A 16,323-nucleotide genomic window follows, 5' to 3' on the forward strand; every position below is an offset into this window, starting at 1 on the left:
AATCTCAGCAAGCACAAGCGGATCGGCCTTATCGATCTTGTTGATGACGATAATCTCCGGCGGCGCCTGCTCGCCTGTTTCCTGCACGATGTCGTAGATGACCTTGTTGACAGCTTCGATCTGTTTCAACGGGAATGGGTCGGAGCCATCGACCACGTGCATCATGATATCGGCAGCCAAGACTTCCTCGAGGGTGGACTTGAAGGCCTCCACCAGCTGCGTGGGCAGGTGGCGCACGAAGCCGACGGTGTCGGTGAAGACGACTTGGCGGCCGTCGGCAAGCTCTGCGCGGCGGGTGGTTGGGTCAAGGGTGGCGAAAAGCGCGTTTTCCACCAGCACGCCTGCGCCGGTCATCGCGTTGATGAGGGAAGATTTGCCCGCGTTGGTGTAGCCGGCGATAGCAATTTGCGCGATTGTCGACGCCTGACGCTTTGAGCGTTTGATATCACGTGCGGTTTTCATTCCGCGCAGCTCTTTACGCAGGCGCGCCATCTCGGAGCGGATGCGGCGCCGGTCGGACTCAATCTTGGTCTCGCCGGGGCCGCGCAAGCCGACGCCGCCGTTAGAGCCCGCGCGGCCACCCGCCTGGCGCGAGAGGTTGCCGCCCCAACCGCGGGTATGGGTATAGAGGTATTCCAGCTGTGCAAGCGAGACCTGCGCCTTGCCCTCTTTGGACTTCGCGTGTTGGGCGAAGATATCCAGAATCAGCATGGTGCGGTCAATGACCTTGGTGTTTAGCTCGCGCTCTAGGGCGGAAAGCTGGCCGGGCTGCAGTTCGCCGTCGCAGATGACGGTGTCGGCGCCGGTGGCTTCGACGATTTCTTTGAGTTCCTGGACCTTGCCACGGCCGATGTAGGTGCCAGGGTCGGGCTTTTCGCGCTTTTGGTAAATCGCTTCTACGACTTCGGCGCCGGCGGTCTCGGTCAGCGCGGCAAGCTCGGCCATGGTGGCCTCCACTTCGGCGACGGTGCCTTCGGTCCATACGCCCACGAGTACGACCTGCTCGAGGCGCAGCTTGCGGTACTCCACCTCATAGCCGTCGGTGGTGTCCTCAGCGCGGATGGTGGTGGAAACGCGGCGAAAGGCATTGCGCTCGGCTAGGTCGAGGTCGCCCGTGGTGGGCTGGAATTCCTCACCAAAAGCCTGCGCGAGAAGTTCTTCGTGATTTTCGTTCATGTTGCTTTTATTCTTGCACGTCGCAGGCTTAAAACCCCAATTTTTAGTAGCTAAAGCCCGCGGAGATACAATAGCCACTATGACCGAAACTTCCCCCGCCTCCACTGCCAATACTGAGATGCAGGCAATTGGCCTGAACTTTGTGCGTTGGCAAGACGCCGTTGAGGCAGCCATTTCCACCAACCAGCTCACCGTCACCGGCGAGATCCGCGACGGTCAGCTCATCCAATTCGCGGACCCGTCCGGTGCACAGATCAATATCCTCGCGGTCGAGCCTTTTGCCACCTACATCGGTTTCGATTCCGTGACGCAGGGCTTTGCGCATGTGTCCATGGTCAACGACGTGCTGGCTTTCATGGAAATCCTGGACCCATTCGGCACCGTTCTCGCACAGGCCACCGCTAACCTCGCGCAGGGTCCGCTGCTGGCAGACGAAGAAACCCAGCCGTGGCAGCAGGTAGGCCTTAGCGTCATGGGCTTCGGCGTGCAACGCTATGCCTCCGCCGCAGACTACGAGGCGGAGTTTGATACTTACCCGGCGGCCTTCGAGTCTGAGGGCGCAGAGATTGTCGCGCAGGGTTCCGGCGCAGCGGCGCCTACCCCGGGCTGCCGATTCGCCGCCCGCGTGATGGAATCCGAGTGGCGCGAAAACCAACTCACCGGCGAAAAGTTCATGCACCTGGTCATGGACGGCGTCTTCCCGTTCGACCTCTGCTTACCGGCCAGCTTCGGCGAGCTTCCCGCCAAGGATGAAGTTCTGGCTGGAACTGGTATGCTGACAGCTTCAATCGAAATGCCCACCGGCGGCTGCGGCTCCGACGGCGGCTGCTCCTGCGGTTCTGGCGGATGCCACTAAGTAAAACGAAGAAGGGCCAGGTATGGACTCGACAGGGCGTCATGTGCTCGCCGTCACCCTCGCTGTGGTGGCAGCCGTTGCGCTCATCGTGACCCTGAAACTGCCTGGCCTTTTCATTTCGCTCTTGGTGGCAGGCGCCATATGGCTTTTCGCCTCTGCACGTCCCGACGCCTCCGAGCACGCCGCCCTGCGCACCTCCATCGATCTTTCCGCGGACGATATCCGCGACGTGATCGCTGAATTCGACGCCTTCTGCAATTCGCAAAATACCGATGCCATTGCAGACCGCACTTTGCACCGCCCCGCGCTGCTGGATCTGGATTGCACGGATTCCACCATCGAGGCCTTCCGCTACGAATTAAACGGCGCCAAGCGATTTTTAAGCCGCTTGGACATCCGCGTATACCGCACAGACATCGAAACCGACGAGCTGGAATCCCTCTTAAGGGTTACCGATGACCGCGCCACCGAGCTGCGCGAGACCTGGCTCGCCGCCCGCCGCGCGGCCCTTTCCCTCGGCACGCACTACAAAGACTAAAGCGCGGTCTCGCCAGTTGCCACGATGCGCGAAGGGCCGGTAAGACGCGAGTCTTCGTCAAAGATCTCCACTTCCACCGTGCCGCCGGGAACATGGACGCTGACGGTGCCGGTGCCGTAGCCGGCGTCGGCAAGCGCGGCGCATGCGGCCGCCACGGTGCCGGTGCCGCAGGAGCGGGTCTCTCCGACGCCGCGTTCAAAGACACGCATGGAAACGGCGCCTTCAGCAAGCTGAGTCAGCACCTCAACGTTGACTCCCTCGGGAAAGAAGGACTCATCGAAAGTCGGCTGCTCGAAGGTCATCTCGGCCAGCCCCTCAGCCGAGAGCCCCGGGATGACCGCTGCCAGGTGTGGATTGCCCACGTCGACACCGAGGCCCGCAAAGCTCTCGCCTGCCATCGACGCGGTGGAAACTCCGGTTACCCGCGCAGCACCCATGTCCACGCTAACCTGCGCCTCGAACTCATCGAAGGAATGCACCGTTACCGTTTTCGCACCGGCACGGGTGCCGACGGTGAAGGTATCGGCCTTCACCAAGCCGCGGGAGCGCACCCAGTGGGCAAAGACGCGAGTGCCGTTGCCACACATTTCGGCGACGGAACCATCGGCGTTGCGGTAGTCCATGAACCAATCCTCGTCCGCGATGCCGTCTGCGAGCGGCTCCCCCAGCGCGCCCGCGCGGACCACGCGCAGCAGGCCATCCCCGCCGATTCCGGCGCGGCGATCGCACAGGCTCTGCACACGCTCGGGGCTAAGCTCTAGCTGGCCGTCATGGTCTTCGATAATGACGAAATCGTTTTCCGTACCGTGTCCCTTGGCAAATTTCATGCCTCAATAATACGCAGCGCCTGCCCGCGCGTATCGGCGGCCGCATCCAGCCAGTTGATGCGCTTGTCGCGGTTAAACCAGGATCGTTGGCGGCGCACGTAGCGCCGCGTTCCGGTAATCGTGCGCTCTATGGCTTCATCCCAGGTCAGCTCTCCTCGCTGAGCTTGGAATACCTGCGCGTAGCCGATGGCGCGGCCGGCAGTGGAGTCTTCTACGAGGCCTTGTGTTTGCAGGCGCTCGACCTCCGTTACGAGCCCGCGTTCGAACATGCGTCGGCTGCGCAGCTCGATGCGCGGGTTGAGCCAATCTGCTTGCGTGCGCAGGCCCAGCAGCAGCGTGTTCCAGCGCGGCGGCGCGTCCTTCGGCGGCTGGCTGGCCTTGAAGGGTTTGCCGGTCAGCTCGATGACCTCCAGCGCACGGACGGTGCGCCGCGGGTCCTTGTCCTCGATGATGGCGGCCGCGGCCGGATCTACTTCTGCAAGCTCCGCGTGCAGCTTATCGACGCCGATTTCCACCCTCCGCTGCTCATACTTCGCGCGAACTGCAGGGTCGGTGGGTGGAAACTGCCAGTCGTCGACGAGCGCTTGGACATAGAGCATCGAGCCACCCACGAGGATGGGCGTTTTGCCGCGAGCCATGATCGCCTCGACGTCGGCAATGGCGTCTGCCTGATAGCGCGCGACGGAGGCCTTCTCCGTGACCTCCCAGACATCAAGCTGGTGGTGCGGGATGCCCTCGCGTTCTTCCATCGTGAGCTTCGCCGTGCCGATGTCCATGCCGCGGTAGAGCTGCATGGAATCGACGTTGACAACCTCGCCGTCTAGCTCATGCGCGAGCTGCACGCCCAAGTCACTTTTACCCGAACCCGTAGGCCCTACGACTGCGATTGGTCTTAGCATTGCCACCCCGCCACGTATCGTCCAACGCCCAGCGTCGAATCCGCCGCGCGCAGTTCCGCTTTTACCGGCCGCAGCGCCGCGAGCTCTGCCCACAGAGCAGTCTCTTCGACGCCGGCGGCACGCAGCTTTTCTTCATCGCAGCTTTCGTCCGCGCCCGCTAGCAGGGATTCGCACCACCGGGCGGCCGCAGGGGCGGCGTCGATAAGCGCGAGCGGCGCGCGTTGGGTAAGCCCGGCACTGCCGTCTATGCACACGATGGTGAGAACGCCCGCGCGCGGGGTGCCAAGGTGCTCGCGGACCTCACCCACGCGATAATCCGGACCGCCTGCAAGCATGTAGCGCGCCATAAGCTCCGGCAGGTAATTGCCCTCGCCCAGCTGCACGCTCGGGGCGCCCCACGCGCGCAGGGAACCTGTATGTGCCGTATGCCAGCGTGCATCCCTGGAGCCAACGATGTCTAACACCAGCTCCTCATTGGCCGACGCGTATTCGCGGACCAGCTGCCGAGCTGCGCCTAATAGCGCGCGGCTAGGGGCATCTGCGGGAGATAATTCCTCCGCCAAGGCCGGCGAGGAAGGCATAATCAAAAGATTTAACATTGCTCACTCATCCTAATGCAGGAGAAGGTACTGTTAGGGAGAACACTCTAGGCAGCCGTGACGCGCGGCGCGACTTTCATAAAGGCGGTTTCAACCATGTCTATCCCAACCCCAGGTGCAATGCCCAAGAAGGGTGCTCGTCCAGGCCCTCGCCCGGGCGCACAGCCGGCGGCTAAGGTCGCAAAGAATGATCCGGCCAAATGGGGCCGCGTGGAGGAAGACGGTTCCGTCTTCGTCAATGCTCCCGAAGGCGAGCGCAAGATTGGCGAGTGGAAAGCCGGCACCCCGGCTGAGGGCTTGGCGCACTATGGTGCCCGCTACGATGACCTTTCCACCGAGATTGAGCTGCTGGAAACACGTTTGAAGGCGCACCCGGGCGAGGCGGAAACCATCAAGGCCACCGCCGCGGAGCTGCGGGAGTCTTTGCCTACCGCTGCCGTTATCGGCGATATTGCGGCCTTGGACAAGCGTTTGGGCGCTGTCATCGAGCACTCCGTAAGCGCCGGCGAGCAGGCGCAGGCCGATAAAGCGCGCCGCCGCACGGAAGGCATCGCGGCCAAGGAGAAGCTCGCGGCAGAGGCCGAGGACATCGCAGCGAACTCCACCGAGTGGAAGGCCGCGGGAGATCGCATCCGCGCCATCCTCGAGGAGTGGAAGCAGATTCGCGGAATCGACCGCAAGACTGACGACGCCCTCTGGAAGCGCTACTCGCGAGCACGCGACTCCTTTAATAGGCGTCGTGGAGCGCACTTCGCGGAGCTAGACCGCAACCGCGCGGCGGCCCGCAAGCGCAAGGAAGAGCTCGTCGAGCGCGCCGTAGCGCTGCAGGATTCCACCGACTGGGCAGCCACCGCGCGCGCCTACCGTGACCTGATGACCGAATGGAAAGCCGCCGGCCGCGCCCCGCGCGAGGCCGATGACAAGCTGTGGGCGCAGTTCCGCGCTGCGCAGGACCACTTCTTCTCCGCTCGCAACGCCGTCAACGACGAGCGCGATAAGGAATTCGCCGCCAACGCGCAGGCGAAGGACGCCCTGATTGCGGAATACGACTCGCAGATCGATCCTTCCAAGTCCATCGAGGCCGCTAAGGCGAAGCTGCGCGATCTGCAAGAAAAGTGGGAGGAAATTGGGTTCGTCCCACGCAACCAGGTCCGTGAATACGAGGCCAAGATTGAGGCCCTGGAAAAGCGCGTTTCCGCCGCGGAGGATTCCGAGTGGCGTCGTACCGACCCCGAAGCTCAGGCACGCGTGGCGCAGTTCCAGTCCAAGGTCGACGATCTAAACGCGCAAGCCGACGCCGCCGCTGCCAAGGGCAACGCCAAGAAGGAGCAGGACCTGCGCGCCCAGGCCGCGCAGTGGCAGGAGTTCGCGGACGCAGCGGCAGCTGCTGTAAATGACAAATAATTTGCTCGTCCAGATTGTCCCCGGCCGCGGAGAGCCAGCAGATTGCGTCCGTAGCTTCGTCTTCGACGCGAACCTGTATGCGCAGGAGGCCAGCGGTGACCCAGCCGCATCTTCTGCGCCTTCGCGGGTGGTCCAGCGCCTGCAGGGCTCGAACGAGTCGCAGACCTATCTCTTTGGGCTAACTTCTCCTACCCCACTGGAGGTGGGCGCGCTGGGCTTGCCCACTATTTCCGCGGTGGAGCCCAGCCCGGAGTTGGATTTCGACGGCTTCATCCATATCTCGCTGCCTCTTCTTGAAGAAACACAGAATGCGGAAATCGAGTGCGTTCTCGCGGCGGGCCTGCTGCCCATGCCCGGCGAGGAGCTGTCCGCGGAAGCGTACGGGGTAGCCGAGCAGCTTGTCGACGCCGCCCTCGACCTGGCCCATAAGCTCGGCCGCAGCGTCGCACAGGTAGGCATGCTCTACCCTGCCGATGCGGACTACTCTTATGACCCGTTCTCGGGCCCGTATATCGCGCGGGGCTTTGCACAAAAGCACGCCGAGCACCAGATGTTCGTGGAGTTTCCGGATACGCCGGCGCGGCCTTTCCCGGTGGCCTCGCGTAAATTTCACGTCTTTGCCGACTATGACATCCCCGCTGAGTATCTGGATGACATCCTGGAGCTTTTGACCGTGGCCTCCACGGATGCGGTCTACGGCGATTTGAGCACCGAGCCTATTTATTGGACCGCGCAGCGTTTGGAGGAGGCGCATCGCAGGCTGCGGGCACGGCGCTCGCATACTCTTCTGGTTGCGATCGAGGAAGCCGGGCGTATCGTGGCGCTGACGGAGCTTTCCCGGCACGCGGATGCGGACCCGGAGGTCTGTGAGTGGACGCTGACGGTCACCGCCCGCGATAGGCGTCGACGCGGACTGGCCACGGCTGCGAAACTGCATGCACTGCACGAGGTCGCACACTGGTGGCCGGACGCGCGCCGGGCATATTGCTCGGTCGCGGATGCGGACCCGGCGATGAACCGCATCTATAAGCACCTAGGCGCGAAGGTTATTTCCACGTCCTCAGCCTGGGAGCTGCATCTCCGGAGTTAAATTCGGGGCTTAACGCTTGTGTGCTCGGCGGCGCCGGTCGTCGATAAGCAGTGGATTCTCCTCCGGAGGAAGTGTGGTCGCCGCTTCCGTCTGCAGGACACCGACTTGATCGAGGGAGCTGGCTGCGGCGCGTGCCTTTTCGGCCGCTGCAATCTGCTCAGGGCTGCGCCTAAAGGCCACGCGGCAGTACGCCAAGAATGCAATCAGGCTAGCGAGCACGCCGACCCACATGCCGATGGAGGCGCCATCGGCGGTCGAGCCGCGGTACCAGAAGCCCCAGAGGTTAAGAAACAGCGAGATTGCCACCAGCATCCATGCAGCAAGACCGAAGTTTAAGCGGCGGGTGATGACGGTGAGGCTGGTCAGCACGCCGATGCCCAGCAGAGCACACCACCCCGAGATGTTCTCCATGATGGAAATCTTCACACTCGTGCTGCCCAGACCAAGAACCTCCCAGCCGTGGGCGGAGCCGGCATAAGGCAGAACCAGGTACGCCACCCACACGACAATCGCTACGATGAGCGCGGTTTTGTAGCCTCCCAGTTCCATCTTCTGGGCGGCAGCGCGCTCGGCGGCGTGGGCGGTGTCGTACTGATTGCTCATGAAATACTCCTTTAGCAGCCGCAGGAATCTTGGGTGGCGGGGGCGCCAACCTGCGGTAGCCCCAAACCTACGCCGATAGGCGCGGTGGTTGGGGTCTGCCCCGCTGCGGACATGTCGCCGGCCTTAGTGCGGCGATGCTCGGTAACGCCGGAGTCAGCCACGAGGAAGAAGGAACCGGAATCGGTAACGGTGGTATGCACGACGTCGCCTGGGCGGATATCTGCGCTGATGGAAGTGCCGGCGGCGTCGATAGGCGCAAAGTGCACGAGGCGGCCATCGCGGGAACGGCCGGTCAGGCGGTGAGTCTTGTCAGCCTTGCGGCCGCCCTCGGCCTGCACCAGCAGCTCGACGTCGGTGCCAACCAGCTTCGCATTCTCCTCGGCCTGGATGGAGTCTTGCAGCGCGACGAGGCGCTCGAAGCGCTCCTGCACGATGTGCTTCGGGACCTGCTTTTCCATCTCCGCCGCCGGGGTACCCGGGCGCGGCGAATACTGGAAGGTAAAAGCGGAGGCAAAACGGGCGCGCTTTACCACTTCCATGGTGGCCTCGAAGTCCTCTTCGGTCTCGCCTGGGAAGCCGACGATGATGTCGGTGGTGATGGCCGCATGCGGCATCTTCTCGCGGACTTCATCCAGGATGGCGAGGAACTTCTTCGAACGATAAGACCGGCGCATCTCCTTCAAGATGCGGTCAGAGCCAGACTGCAGCGGCATGTGCAGCTGCGGGCACACGGCTGGGGTCTCGGCCATGGCGTCGATGACGTCGGAAGTAAATTCTGCCGGGTGCGGCGAGGTAAAGCGCAGACGCTCCAAGCCCTCGATCTTTCCCACCTCGCGCAGCAGCTTCGAGAACGCGAACTTATCGCGCGGCAGGTCAGGGTCTGCAAAGTTCACGCCATAAGCGTTGACGTTTTGGCCCAGCAGGGTGACCTCGGAGACGCCTTGGTCTACCAGCGCCTTGACCTCGGCCAGGATGTCGCCTGGGCGGCGGTCCTCTTCCTTACCGCGCAGGGAAGGAACGATGCAGAAAGTACAGGTGTTGTTGCAGCCCACCGAGACCGAGACCCAACCGGCGTAGGCAGACTCGCGCTTTGCAGGGAGCACGGAAGGGAAAGCCTCAAGGGAATCAACGATTTCCACCTGGGCCTCGTCATTGTGGCGCGCGCGTTCGAGCAGCGTAGGAAGGGCACCCATGTTGTGGGTACCAAAGACCGCATCGACCCACGGCGCGTTATCGAGGACGGTGTCTTTGTCCTTTTGCGCCAAGCAGCCGCCCACGGCAATCTGCATGCCGGGGTGGTTCTCCTTGGTCTTCTTCAATGCGCCCAGGGTGCCGTATAGGCGCTTATCTGCGTTCTCACGCACCGCGCAGGTATTAAAGACGATGAGGTCGGGCTCGTCGCCGGAGTCGACTGCGCAGTAGCCTGCCTCCTCCAGCAAGCCGGAGATACGCTCGGAATCGTGCACGTTCATCTGGCAGCCAAAAGTACGCACTTCGTAGGTGCGGGGCGCCTCAGTCTGGGGATTACTCACGTCGGGTCATTCTATCGGCCAAAGCAGCCAACTCATAAACCCTAGGATTCCAGCTCCGCGATGCGCGCATCCAGCGCCGCAATGGCAATCCGCATGGACATGCCTTGGTTGAAACCGCGCCGCGCCAGCACGCCTACGATGCGGCGCAAGTACTTATCACGCTCTGCCCTATCCTCCGGCACCGTTTTCACAGAACGCGCCTTCTTTACCGCCAAGGCCTGGGCAATGGACTCCTCAGATTCCTCCGTCACCTGCTCCAAGGCCTCACTCCGCAGGGCTTGGGACACGCCCTTTTCCTGCAGCTCGCGGTCTAGCACGCGCGCGGATTTACCCCTGCGGGCATGGCGCTGGCGCACCCACTCTTTGGCAAAGGTGGCGTCGTCAAGCAGACCCACGTGCGTTAGGTCATCGAGGACCATCTCCACCACCTCAGCGTCGAATTCGAGGGCAAGGAGGCGGTCGCCTAATTCCTTGCGCGAACGCGCGCGCTGATCCAGCAACAACAGCGCGCGCGAGCGCACCTTGGCTTTGGCTTCTTCTGCTTCGGCATCAAAAAGCCCGCCTCCAGCGGCGCCGGATTCATATTCGGCAAGCGCCTGGCGAAGCTTTTCGAGCTTTTCTGGGGCGGGCTTTGACATTTAGTCGTCGTCGAAGTCGACGTTCGGAACCAAATCGACGGCGTCATCCGTCAAGGAATCGTCCGCACCGGGCACGTCCATGTGGACTTCCTCCCCCGTCGCGGCCGCGGCGCCGATGCCCAGCTTGGTGAAGATCTTCTTCTCGATCTCATCAGCCAGGTCCTTATTTTCCTTCAGGAAGTTACGGGCCTTCTCTTTACCCTGCCCCAGCTGGTCACCCTCGTAAGTAAACCAGGAACCGGACTTCTTGATAAAGCCATGCTCCACGCCAAGGTCGATGATGGAGGACTCACGCGAAATACCCTCGCCATACATGATGTCGAACTCGGCGATCTTGAAAGGCGGGGAAACCTTGTTCTTCACAATCTTGATCTTGGTGCGGTTACCAATCGCATCCTGGCCATCCTTAAGCGTCTGGATGCGGCGGATATCGCAGCGCACGGAAGCGTAGAACTTCAGCGCCTTACCACCGGTGGTGGTCTCCGGGGAGCCGAACATGACGCCGATCTTCTCGCGCAGCTGGTTAATGAAGATGGCGGTGGTGCCGGAGTTGTACAGCGCGCCGGTCATCTTGCGCAGCGCCTGGGACATCAGGCGGGCCTGCAGGCCGACGTGGGAATCACCCATCTCGCCTTCGATTTCCGCCTTCGGGGTAAGGGCCGCGACGGAGTCGATAACGATGATGTCGATAGCGCCGGAACGCACGAGCATGTCGGCGATTTCCAGCGCCTGCTCACCGGTATCCGGCTGAGAAACCAGCAGGTTATCCGTATCCACGCCCAAAAGGCGAGCGTACTCAGGGTCGAGGGCGTGCTCGGCGTCGATAAACGCAGCGATGCCACCTTCCTTCTGCGCAGACGCAATCGCGTGCAGCGCAACGGTGGTCTTACCCGAGGATTCTGGGCCGTAAATCTCCACGATGCGCCCGCGCGGGAATCCGCCGATGCCCAGTGCGATGTCGATGGCGGTGTTGCCGGAGGAAATCGCGCGGATTGGGGGACGCTCGTCGTCGCCAAGGCGCATGACAGCACCCTTACCAAAATCCTTCTCAATCATCGCCATCGCGGCGTCGAGCGCCTTCTGGCGGTCATCTCCCTTGCCCGCCGCAGCGGTGGACTTCTTCTTCGTTGCCATTTTTAATTCCTAACGTTGATTTACCTGCGCATCCCACAGGCTCATTGATTTAGACTGCCCAACCGCACCTGCGGTTCCGCAGCAAAAGCTAAGCTAGCGCCGACGCCCGACACCCCAAACCACCTTACACACAAGTGTTCGAAACTAAAATACAAACCCCGCGTGTCCGACCAGTTTTTAACTCACAAGTCTTCGAATGCGTTCGAACAACTAAAGCGTGGGATAGTCCACGCCCAGGCGGCGGTTTTCCGGAACATCAAAATCATCACACAGGCCTTCCCACACCTCGCCTGGGTCTACCCCGCGTTCGATGAGCTCGTCGGCGGTTTCACCGTATTTAGCCAGCACGTGGGAGTGGCTTATCCACTTGCCTTCGGATTCACCGAATTCATCGACTATCAGTTGGTGATACTCCGTCAATCGCATGCCCGCTATCCTACAGGCCGAACTTCCAAGCCCCAGTCCCTGCTCAACACACCCGCCTGAACGCCGTTCAAAAGGCGAGTTTCCCAGCCGCAATGCTAGGCGTGTAATCTGCCCAACATGAAGAAGAACTCTGTCGCGGGCGACATCGCTTACGTTGCCGTCTTTACTGCTCTCATTATTGTCTTCGCGTTCGTTTCGATCCCCAGCCCGGTCTCCGGCGTTCCGATCGTTTTGCAGAACGCCGTCATCACCCTTGCTGGCCTGATTTTGGGCGGGCGCCGTGGCTTCTACGTAGGCCTAATTTTCATCGTTCTAGGTCTCGTTGGCCTACCGATCCTGGCTGGCGGCCGCAGCGTTTTGAGCGCACTGGCCGGGCCTACTGTGGGCTACATCGCGGGCTATGTCATCTCCCCTGCCATCGGCGGCGCGATTGCTTACCGCGCCCCGCGCAACAAGGCCGGCATGTGCATCGTCATTGCGCTCGCGGGCATCGTCAGCTTGCTCGTGCAATACACCTGCGGCACCATCGGCATGGCCTTGCGCGCGGGCATGGGCTGGGGCGAGGCCGCACTCGCGCAGATTCCTTTCCTAGGCCCTGACGCTCTAAAGCTGGCGGTCATGGTCGCTATCGCGATTGGCGTGCACGCGGCGTTTCCGGATCTGATGGGACGCAAGCCCAAGAAGGCATAAATGTCCACCATCGAGTTCCAGAACGTCAGCGTCGCTTTCGACGAGGAAGAGGTTTTAAGCGATATAAACCTCACGCTTTCTGAGCAGCGCATTGCCATCATCGGCGCGAACGGCGGCGGTAAATCCACGCTCACCCGCCTCATCAATGGCCTAGGCGAGCCCACCTCGGGCACCGTGCTTGTCGACGGCGCGGATGTCGCCCGCCACGGAAAAGAAATCCGCCGCAAGGTCGGTTTTGTATTCTCCGATGCGGAGAACCAAATTGTGATGCCGAACGTGCGTGACGACGTCGCCTTTTCGCTGCGTCGGCTAAAGCTCAGCAAGGCCGAGCGGAACGCGCGCGTGGATGCTGCGCTGGAGCGCTTTGGGCTACGCGAGCTGGCAGACCAGTCGCCGCATACGCTTTCTGGCGGGCAAAAGCAGCTGCTGGCTTTGGCCGCGGTCCTCGTGATGGAGCCGGTGCTTATCATCGCCGACGAACCCACCACTCTTTTGGACCTGCGCAACCGCGACCGCATCCGCCGCGAGTTTGCGCGCCTGGAGCAGCAGCTTATCGTGGTCACGCACGACTTGGATTTCATCCACGATTTCGACCGAGTCATTTGCATCGATGAGCACCGCATTGCTGCCGACGGCGCGCCCGCTGAGGTCATCGAGTTCTATCGCTCCCTGATGGCCTCCCGCCCGCTGTAGAAAAGGGAGACATTCGTGCCACAGAATATTCCGCTTGGGTTTTATGTCGATGCCGATTCCTTCATCCACCGCTTGCCGGCGTGGGTGAAATTTGTGGTGCTCATCGCTTTCATCATCAGCACCACGATTTTTGCAAAGACCATTCCCGTAGCCGTGGGTTGCGCGGTAGTCGCGCTTGCGGTCTACCCGCTCGCGCGTATCCCTGCGCGCGTGGCCTGGAACCAGCTTTATCCCCCGCTCTATTTGCTCGTAGCGCTGGCGGCGCTGCAATGGTGGCAGCAAGACCTTGAAACGGCGGTGACTACTTTCTTTAGCATTTATGCCGCCATCGTCGCGGCAGTGCTCCTCACGCTGACTACTAAGGTCTCGGAGATGATGGAGTCTTTTGAGAAGGCGCTCGCGCCTCTTGGCAAGCTGGGGCTGCCGGTGGAAAACATCAGCCTGGCGATGTCACTTACGATCCGCCTCCTGCCGCTGATGCTCGGCACGGTTCAAGAGGTCATGGACGCCCGCAAGGCCCGCGGTGCGGGCACTTCCCTGCTGGCTTTCGGTACTCCGGTGGTCATCCGTTCGATACGCCGCGCCCGAGCCATGGGCGAGGCACTCCAAGCCCGCGGCGTGGGCGACTAGATACAGACTAGATACCGTCTAGATCCACAAAGACCCTCGAAAGAAGTTCTCGAGGGTCTTCTTAAAACTAGAGGCTACTGCTCGCCGCGCAGTTCGCGCAGGCGGGCCTGGACGGCGTCATCAGCAGCGGCGTTTGGCTGCGCCGCCTGGTCCGCTGCAGAACCAGCGGTGCGGTTGCCCTCGATTGCCTGCTGGGAGTTGCCCTCAACAGCCTTGGAGGAACCCATCTCTGCACGGATCTGCTCCAGACGGGAGTGGCCAGCCAGCTGCACGCCTGCCTGCTCCACCTCGTGCATGCGGTTAGCCACGGAGTTCTCCGCCAGCTCCGCCTGGCCCAGGGCCTTGGTGTAGCGGCGCTCAATCTTGTCACGGACGGAATCCAAAGACGGAGTGTTGCCGTTAGCAGTCATCTCGTTCATGGAGTTGAGAGACTCGGAGACCTTCTCCTGCATCTTCGCCTGCTCGAGCTGGGAAAGCAGCTTGGAACGCTCGTTGACCTTTTCACGCAGGGCCATGCCATTGCGCTCGACGGCCTTCTTGGCCTGCTCTGCCTGCTGAAGGGCTTGATCGTGAAGCTTCTTGGTGTCTTCCACAGACTGCTCTGCGGTAACCAGCTGCGCGGCGAAGGCCTCTGCGGCGTTCTCGTACTCGGTGGCCTTGGTGTTATCACCTGCAGCGCGAGCCTTATCAGCAAGCTCCAGCGCCTGGCGGGTATTGCCCTGCAGCTTCTCAATCTCATTCAGGCGGCGGTTGAGCTGCATCTCCAGCTGACGCTGGTTACCGATGACAGCGGCTGCCTGCTGCGAAAGCTCCTGGTGCTGGCGCTGTGCGTCCTCGATGGCCTGCTCGATCTGTACCTTGGGATCAGCGTTTTCTTCGATCTTGGAATCGAAGAGTGCCATCAGGTACTTCCATGCCTTGGAAAATGGATTCGCCATTAGTGTGTTTAAGCCTTCCTAAGTTGCGTTTAACGCGTGACTAAAAGTGTTTCGTTACCCCACCAATACTAACGAAATCCGCGCTCCACTGTGGTGCCCGAAGGCATAAAGTTCACTGTGAGACGCGGAGAGTTTTAAAGCTCCGAAGCAGCAGGTGCGGTGGTTGCCAGTTCCTCGTCCATGGACGGCAGCGCCATGAAACCTGCAGCCTCAATCAAGACGTCAGAAACGCTGACCTCTAGAGCGTGGCAGACGGAGGCCAAAAGCTCGGAGGAAACTTCCTTGCGGCCGCGCTCGAGCTCCGAAAGGTAGCCTGGGGAAACACGCGCGACGCTAGCAAGTTCGCGCAGGGTCACGCCCTTGTCGGCGCGGAATGCGCGAAGGGTCAGCCCCAGAGCCTCACGCAGCAGCGGCTCCGGCGCGCGTTTAGGAGCCTCAACAGCACCTGCCGAGGCGTTGAAAGGCTTTTCAAGAAGTGCAGTAGTAGTGTTCATCAATCTGTACAACGGCGCTGCGGCCGGCTTTGTTCCCGAAAATCCTATTTTTCTTTCAAAGTTGATAGAAGCAGGCTCAAGACCTCTTCCACGGCGGCTTCACGAATCGCGTTACGGTTGCCCGATAGCTGCTGCAGTTGTATGCCACGGGCAGGAACCCCGGGGCCAACGATGCCCACGAAGACCGTTCCCGCGGATTTGCCCTCTTGCGGGTCAGGTCCTGCCACGCCTGTCAGCGATAGCCCCCAGTCCGCGCCGGTCTCACGCACCGCAGCCTCGGCCATCGCCTGCGCGGTTTCGGCTGAGACCACTCCCTGGGCTTCCAACTCCTCTACCGGAACCGACAAGAAGTGAGACTTCACCTCAGTGGCATAAGTTACTAATCCACCGCGCAAGACTGCCGACGCCCCCGGCACCGCAGCGAGCGTGGCCGCCGCTAGGCCCGCAGTCAAGGACTCGCAGAAGGATACGGTCTGGTGGCGGTTGCGCAGGGCATCGACAAGCGCAGGCGCAGACATCAGGAGTTCTGCTTCCTACCGTCGATGAGGTACTGCACGCCCGTGACCACAGTGACCACGACGGCGATGAGCATGACCACGAAGGAAGGAATGTCCATCCAGCTCGGCAGCGGGCACAGGTACATCGCCACGGCAAGGGACTGCAGGACGGTCTTGAGCTTGCCACCTTTAGACGCCGGGACGACCTTGCCCTGGCGCAGAAGAGCCATGCGCCAGAAGGTGATGCCGAATTCGCGGACAAGAATGACCACGGTAACCCATACCGGCAAAGCGCCGATGATGTTGAGGCAGACGAAGGCCGCAGTCATTAAGGCTTTGTCTGCGATAGGGTCGGCGATTTTGCCGAAGTCGGTGATGAGGCCACGGGAACGGGCGATGTCGCCATCGAGTTTGTCCGTAATCATTAACGCGGCGAATACACCAAACGCCCACCAGTCGTGGCCGGCCAGCACCAACCAGACGAATACGGGGATAAACAAGATGCGCAAGCTCGTCAGGATATTGGGTAGATTCCAGTTGGAAACGTGGGGATTTACATCCGACGCCGCCGCCGTTTTCTGCCGAGCCCTAGAGTGATTCACGTGTCTAATCCTACCTGTCCTATTAAACCCGCTGCGGCAAACTCTCCCATCTCTTTA

Annotated in this window: 20 protein-coding genes; 7 read left to right on the forward strand and 13 right to left on the reverse strand. The window is 61.4% G+C overall.

Annotation, left to right across the window (positions count from 1 at the left end):
- On the reverse strand, window positions 1–1,176 hold a 1,176-nt coding region (gene hflX, locus HMPREF2935_RS11445; RefSeq protein WP_083313236.1), incomplete at its 3' end, for a GTPase HflX.
- Between the two features lie 79 nt (window positions 1,177–1,255).
- Between hflX and HMPREF2935_RS11450 the strand changes: the two genes are divergently transcribed.
- Complete coding sequence (locus HMPREF2935_RS11450) at window positions 1,256–2,032, forward strand: hypothetical protein (protein ID WP_062044150.1); 777 nt, start codon at window positions 1,256–1,258, stop codon at window positions 2,030–2,032.
- 22 nt (window positions 2,033–2,054) lie between these two features.
- Complete coding sequence (locus HMPREF2935_RS11455; RefSeq protein WP_070733282.1) at window positions 2,055–2,570, forward strand: hypothetical protein; 516 nt, start codon at window positions 2,055–2,057, stop codon at window positions 2,568–2,570.
- Here the strand turns inward: HMPREF2935_RS11455 and dapF are convergent.
- The 3 genes from dapF to HMPREF2935_RS11470 are packed head-to-tail and all read right to left on the reverse strand — an operon-like array spanning window position 2,567 to window position 4,895.
- Window positions 2,567–3,397 (reverse strand): diaminopimelate epimerase, encoded by an 831-nt coding sequence (dapF, locus tag HMPREF2935_RS11460; RefSeq protein WP_070733284.1) that lies wholly within the window; start codon window positions 3,395–3,397, stop codon window positions 2,567–2,569. The two genes, HMPREF2935_RS11455 and dapF, sit on opposite strands and share 4 nt — an antisense overlap.
- The gene (miaA, locus tag HMPREF2935_RS11465; RefSeq protein ID WP_062044147.1) at window positions 3,394–4,296 is read right to left on the reverse strand and encodes a tRNA (adenosine(37)-N6)-dimethylallyltransferase MiaA; all 903 of its coding nucleotides are present in this window, start codon (window positions 4,294–4,296) and stop codon (window positions 3,394–3,396) included. The genes dapF and miaA overlap by 4 nt, the downstream gene beginning before the upstream one ends.
- Window positions 4,290–4,895, reverse strand: a complete 606-nt coding sequence (locus HMPREF2935_RS11470) for a hypothetical protein (RefSeq protein ID WP_062044145.1) — start codon at window positions 4,893–4,895, stop codon at window positions 4,290–4,292. The genes miaA and HMPREF2935_RS11470 overlap by 7 nt, the downstream gene beginning before the upstream one ends.
- A gap of 96 nt (window positions 4,896–4,991) precedes the next feature.
- Between HMPREF2935_RS11470 and HMPREF2935_RS11475 the strand changes: the two genes are divergently transcribed.
- Both HMPREF2935_RS11475 and HMPREF2935_RS11480 read left to right on the forward strand, forming a co-directional pair.
- Window positions 4,992–6,299, forward strand: a complete 1,308-nt coding sequence (locus HMPREF2935_RS11475) for a DUF349 domain-containing protein (RefSeq protein ID WP_061923043.1) — start codon at window positions 4,992–4,994, stop codon at window positions 6,297–6,299.
- A complete protein-coding gene (locus HMPREF2935_RS11480) occupies window positions 6,289–7,389 on the forward strand; it encodes a GNAT family N-acetyltransferase (protein WP_246815632.1) in 1,101 nt (366 codons plus the stop codon). The genes HMPREF2935_RS11475 and HMPREF2935_RS11480 overlap by 11 nt, the downstream gene beginning before the upstream one ends.
- A 9-nt stretch (window positions 7,390–7,398) precedes the next feature.
- Here the strand turns inward: HMPREF2935_RS11480 and HMPREF2935_RS11485 are convergent, their stop codons facing one another.
- The 5 genes from HMPREF2935_RS11485 to HMPREF2935_RS11505 form a co-directional block, all read right to left on the reverse strand.
- The gene (locus HMPREF2935_RS11485; protein WP_070733287.1) at window positions 7,399–7,992 is read right to left on the reverse strand and encodes an Rv2732c family membrane protein; all 594 of its coding nucleotides are present in this window, start codon (window positions 7,990–7,992) and stop codon (window positions 7,399–7,401) included.
- An 11-nt stretch (window positions 7,993–8,003) separates the two neighbouring features.
- Entirely contained in the window at window positions 8,004–9,524 is a 1,521-nt protein-coding gene (miaB, locus tag HMPREF2935_RS11490; RefSeq protein WP_082785861.1) for a tRNA (N6-isopentenyl adenosine(37)-C2)-methylthiotransferase MiaB, read from the reverse strand.
- 41 nt (window positions 9,525–9,565) lie between these two features.
- Window positions 9,566–10,162, reverse strand: a complete 597-nt coding sequence (gene recX, locus HMPREF2935_RS11495; protein WP_061923048.1) for a recombination regulator RecX — start codon at window positions 10,160–10,162, stop codon at window positions 9,566–9,568.
- On the reverse strand, window positions 10,163–11,296 hold the full coding sequence (recA, locus tag HMPREF2935_RS11500; RefSeq protein WP_061923051.1) for a recombinase RecA: 1,134 nt from the start codon (window positions 11,294–11,296) through the stop codon (window positions 10,163–10,165). It lies immediately after the preceding gene.
- Window positions 11,297–11,506: 210 nt separating this feature from the next.
- A complete protein-coding gene (locus HMPREF2935_RS11505; RefSeq protein ID WP_070456476.1) occupies window positions 11,507–11,722 on the reverse strand; it encodes a DUF3046 domain-containing protein in 216 nt (71 codons plus the stop codon).
- Window positions 11,723–11,839: 117 nt separating this feature from the next.
- Between HMPREF2935_RS11505 and HMPREF2935_RS11510 the strand changes: the two genes are divergently transcribed.
- From HMPREF2935_RS11510 to HMPREF2935_RS11520, 3 genes are read left to right on the forward strand one after another with little or no spacing between them, the layout of a single operon-like run.
- A complete protein-coding gene (locus HMPREF2935_RS11510; RefSeq protein ID WP_070733289.1) occupies window positions 11,840–12,412 on the forward strand; it encodes a biotin transporter BioY in 573 nt (190 codons plus the stop codon).
- Window positions 12,413–13,105, forward strand: coding sequence for an energy-coupling factor ABC transporter ATP-binding protein (locus tag HMPREF2935_RS11515; RefSeq protein ID WP_062038604.1), 693 nt, complete (start codon window positions 12,413–12,415; stop codon window positions 13,103–13,105).
- A gap of 15 nt (window positions 13,106–13,120) precedes the next feature.
- The gene (locus HMPREF2935_RS11520; protein ID WP_070733291.1) at window positions 13,121–13,735 is read left to right on the forward strand and encodes an energy-coupling factor transporter transmembrane component T family protein; all 615 of its coding nucleotides are present in this window, start codon (window positions 13,121–13,123) and stop codon (window positions 13,733–13,735) included.
- Window positions 13,736–13,809: 74 nt separating this feature from the next.
- Here HMPREF2935_RS11520 and HMPREF2935_RS11525 read toward each other — a convergent pair whose 3' ends face one another.
- The 4 genes from HMPREF2935_RS11525 to pgsA all read right to left on the reverse strand — a co-directional run bounded on the left by HMPREF2935_RS11525 (window position 13,810) and on the right by pgsA (window position 16,266).
- Window positions 13,810–14,673, reverse strand: a complete 864-nt coding sequence (locus HMPREF2935_RS11525; RefSeq protein WP_061923070.1) for a PspA/IM30 family protein — start codon at window positions 14,671–14,673, stop codon at window positions 13,810–13,812.
- 134 nt (window positions 14,674–14,807) lie between these two features.
- Window positions 14,808–15,167, reverse strand: a complete 360-nt coding sequence (locus HMPREF2935_RS11530) for a helix-turn-helix domain-containing protein (protein ID WP_061923073.1) — start codon at window positions 15,165–15,167, stop codon at window positions 14,808–14,810.
- Between the two features lie 44 nt (window positions 15,168–15,211).
- A complete protein-coding gene (locus HMPREF2935_RS11535) occupies window positions 15,212–15,685 on the reverse strand; it encodes a CinA family protein (RefSeq protein WP_070733293.1) in 474 nt (157 codons plus the stop codon).
- Entirely contained in the window at window positions 15,685–16,266 is a 582-nt protein-coding gene (gene pgsA, locus HMPREF2935_RS11540; RefSeq protein ID WP_070733296.1) for a CDP-diacylglycerol--glycerol-3-phosphate 3-phosphatidyltransferase, read from the reverse strand. Before pgsA ends, HMPREF2935_RS11535 begins: the two co-directional genes overlap by 1 nt.
- Window positions 16,267–16,323 lie beyond the last annotated feature (57 nt).

The organism is Corynebacterium sp. HMSC076D02 (assembly GCF_001813815.1).
GTDB lineage: Bacteria > Actinomycetota > Actinomycetes > Mycobacteriales > Mycobacteriaceae > Corynebacterium > Corynebacterium simulans.

Coding starts and splice junctions, on each gene's coding strand:
- HMPREF2935_RS11515 (WP_062038604.1), top strand. CDS start 12,413: ATGTCCACCATCGAGTTCCAGAACGTCAGCGTCGCTTTCGACGAGGAA.
- HMPREF2935_RS11475 (WP_061923043.1), top strand. CDS start 4,992: ATGTCTATCCCAACCCCAGGTGCAATGCCCAAGAAGGGTGCTCGTCCA.
- HMPREF2935_RS11470 (WP_062044145.1), bottom strand. CDS start 4,895: ATGTTAAATCTTTTGATTATGCCTTCCTCGCCGGCCTTGGCGGAGGAA.
- HMPREF2935_RS11530 (WP_061923073.1), bottom strand. CDS start 15,167: ATGAACACTACTACTGCACTTCTTGAAAAGCCTTTCAACGCCTCGGCA.
- recX (WP_061923048.1), bottom strand. CDS start 10,162: ATGTCAAAGCCCGCCCCAGAAAAGCTCGAAAAGCTTCGCCAGGCGCTT.
- HMPREF2935_RS11480 (WP_246815632.1), top strand. CDS start 6,289: ATGACAAATAATTTGCTCGTCCAGATTGTCCCCGGCCGCGGAGAGCCA.
- recA (WP_061923051.1), bottom strand. CDS start 11,296: ATGGCAACGAAGAAGAAGTCCACCGCTGCGGCGGGCAAGGGAGATGAC.
- HMPREF2935_RS11510 (WP_070733289.1), top strand. CDS start 11,840: ATGAAGAAGAACTCTGTCGCGGGCGACATCGCTTACGTTGCCGTCTTT.
- HMPREF2935_RS11450 (WP_062044150.1), top strand. CDS start 1,256: ATGACCGAAACTTCCCCCGCCTCCACTGCCAATACTGAGATGCAGGCA.
- HMPREF2935_RS11485 (WP_070733287.1), bottom strand. CDS start 7,992: ATGAGCAATCAGTACGACACCGCCCACGCCGCCGAGCGCGCTGCCGCC.
- HMPREF2935_RS11535 (WP_070733293.1), bottom strand. CDS start 15,685: ATGTCTGCGCCTGCGCTTGTCGATGCCCTGCGCAACCGCCACCAGACC.
- HMPREF2935_RS11505 (WP_070456476.1), bottom strand. CDS start 11,722: ATGCGATTGACGGAGTATCACCAACTGATAGTCGATGAATTCGGTGAA.
- HMPREF2935_RS11525 (WP_061923070.1), bottom strand. CDS start 14,673: ATGGCGAATCCATTTTCCAAGGCATGGAAGTACCTGATGGCACTCTTC.
- dapF (WP_070733284.1), bottom strand. CDS start 3,397: ATGAAATTTGCCAAGGGACACGGTACGGAAAACGATTTCGTCATTATC.
- miaA (WP_062044147.1), bottom strand. CDS start 4,296: ATGCTAAGACCAATCGCAGTCGTAGGGCCTACGGGTTCGGGTAAAAGT.
- HMPREF2935_RS11455 (WP_070733282.1), top strand. CDS start 2,055: ATGGACTCGACAGGGCGTCATGTGCTCGCCGTCACCCTCGCTGTGGTG.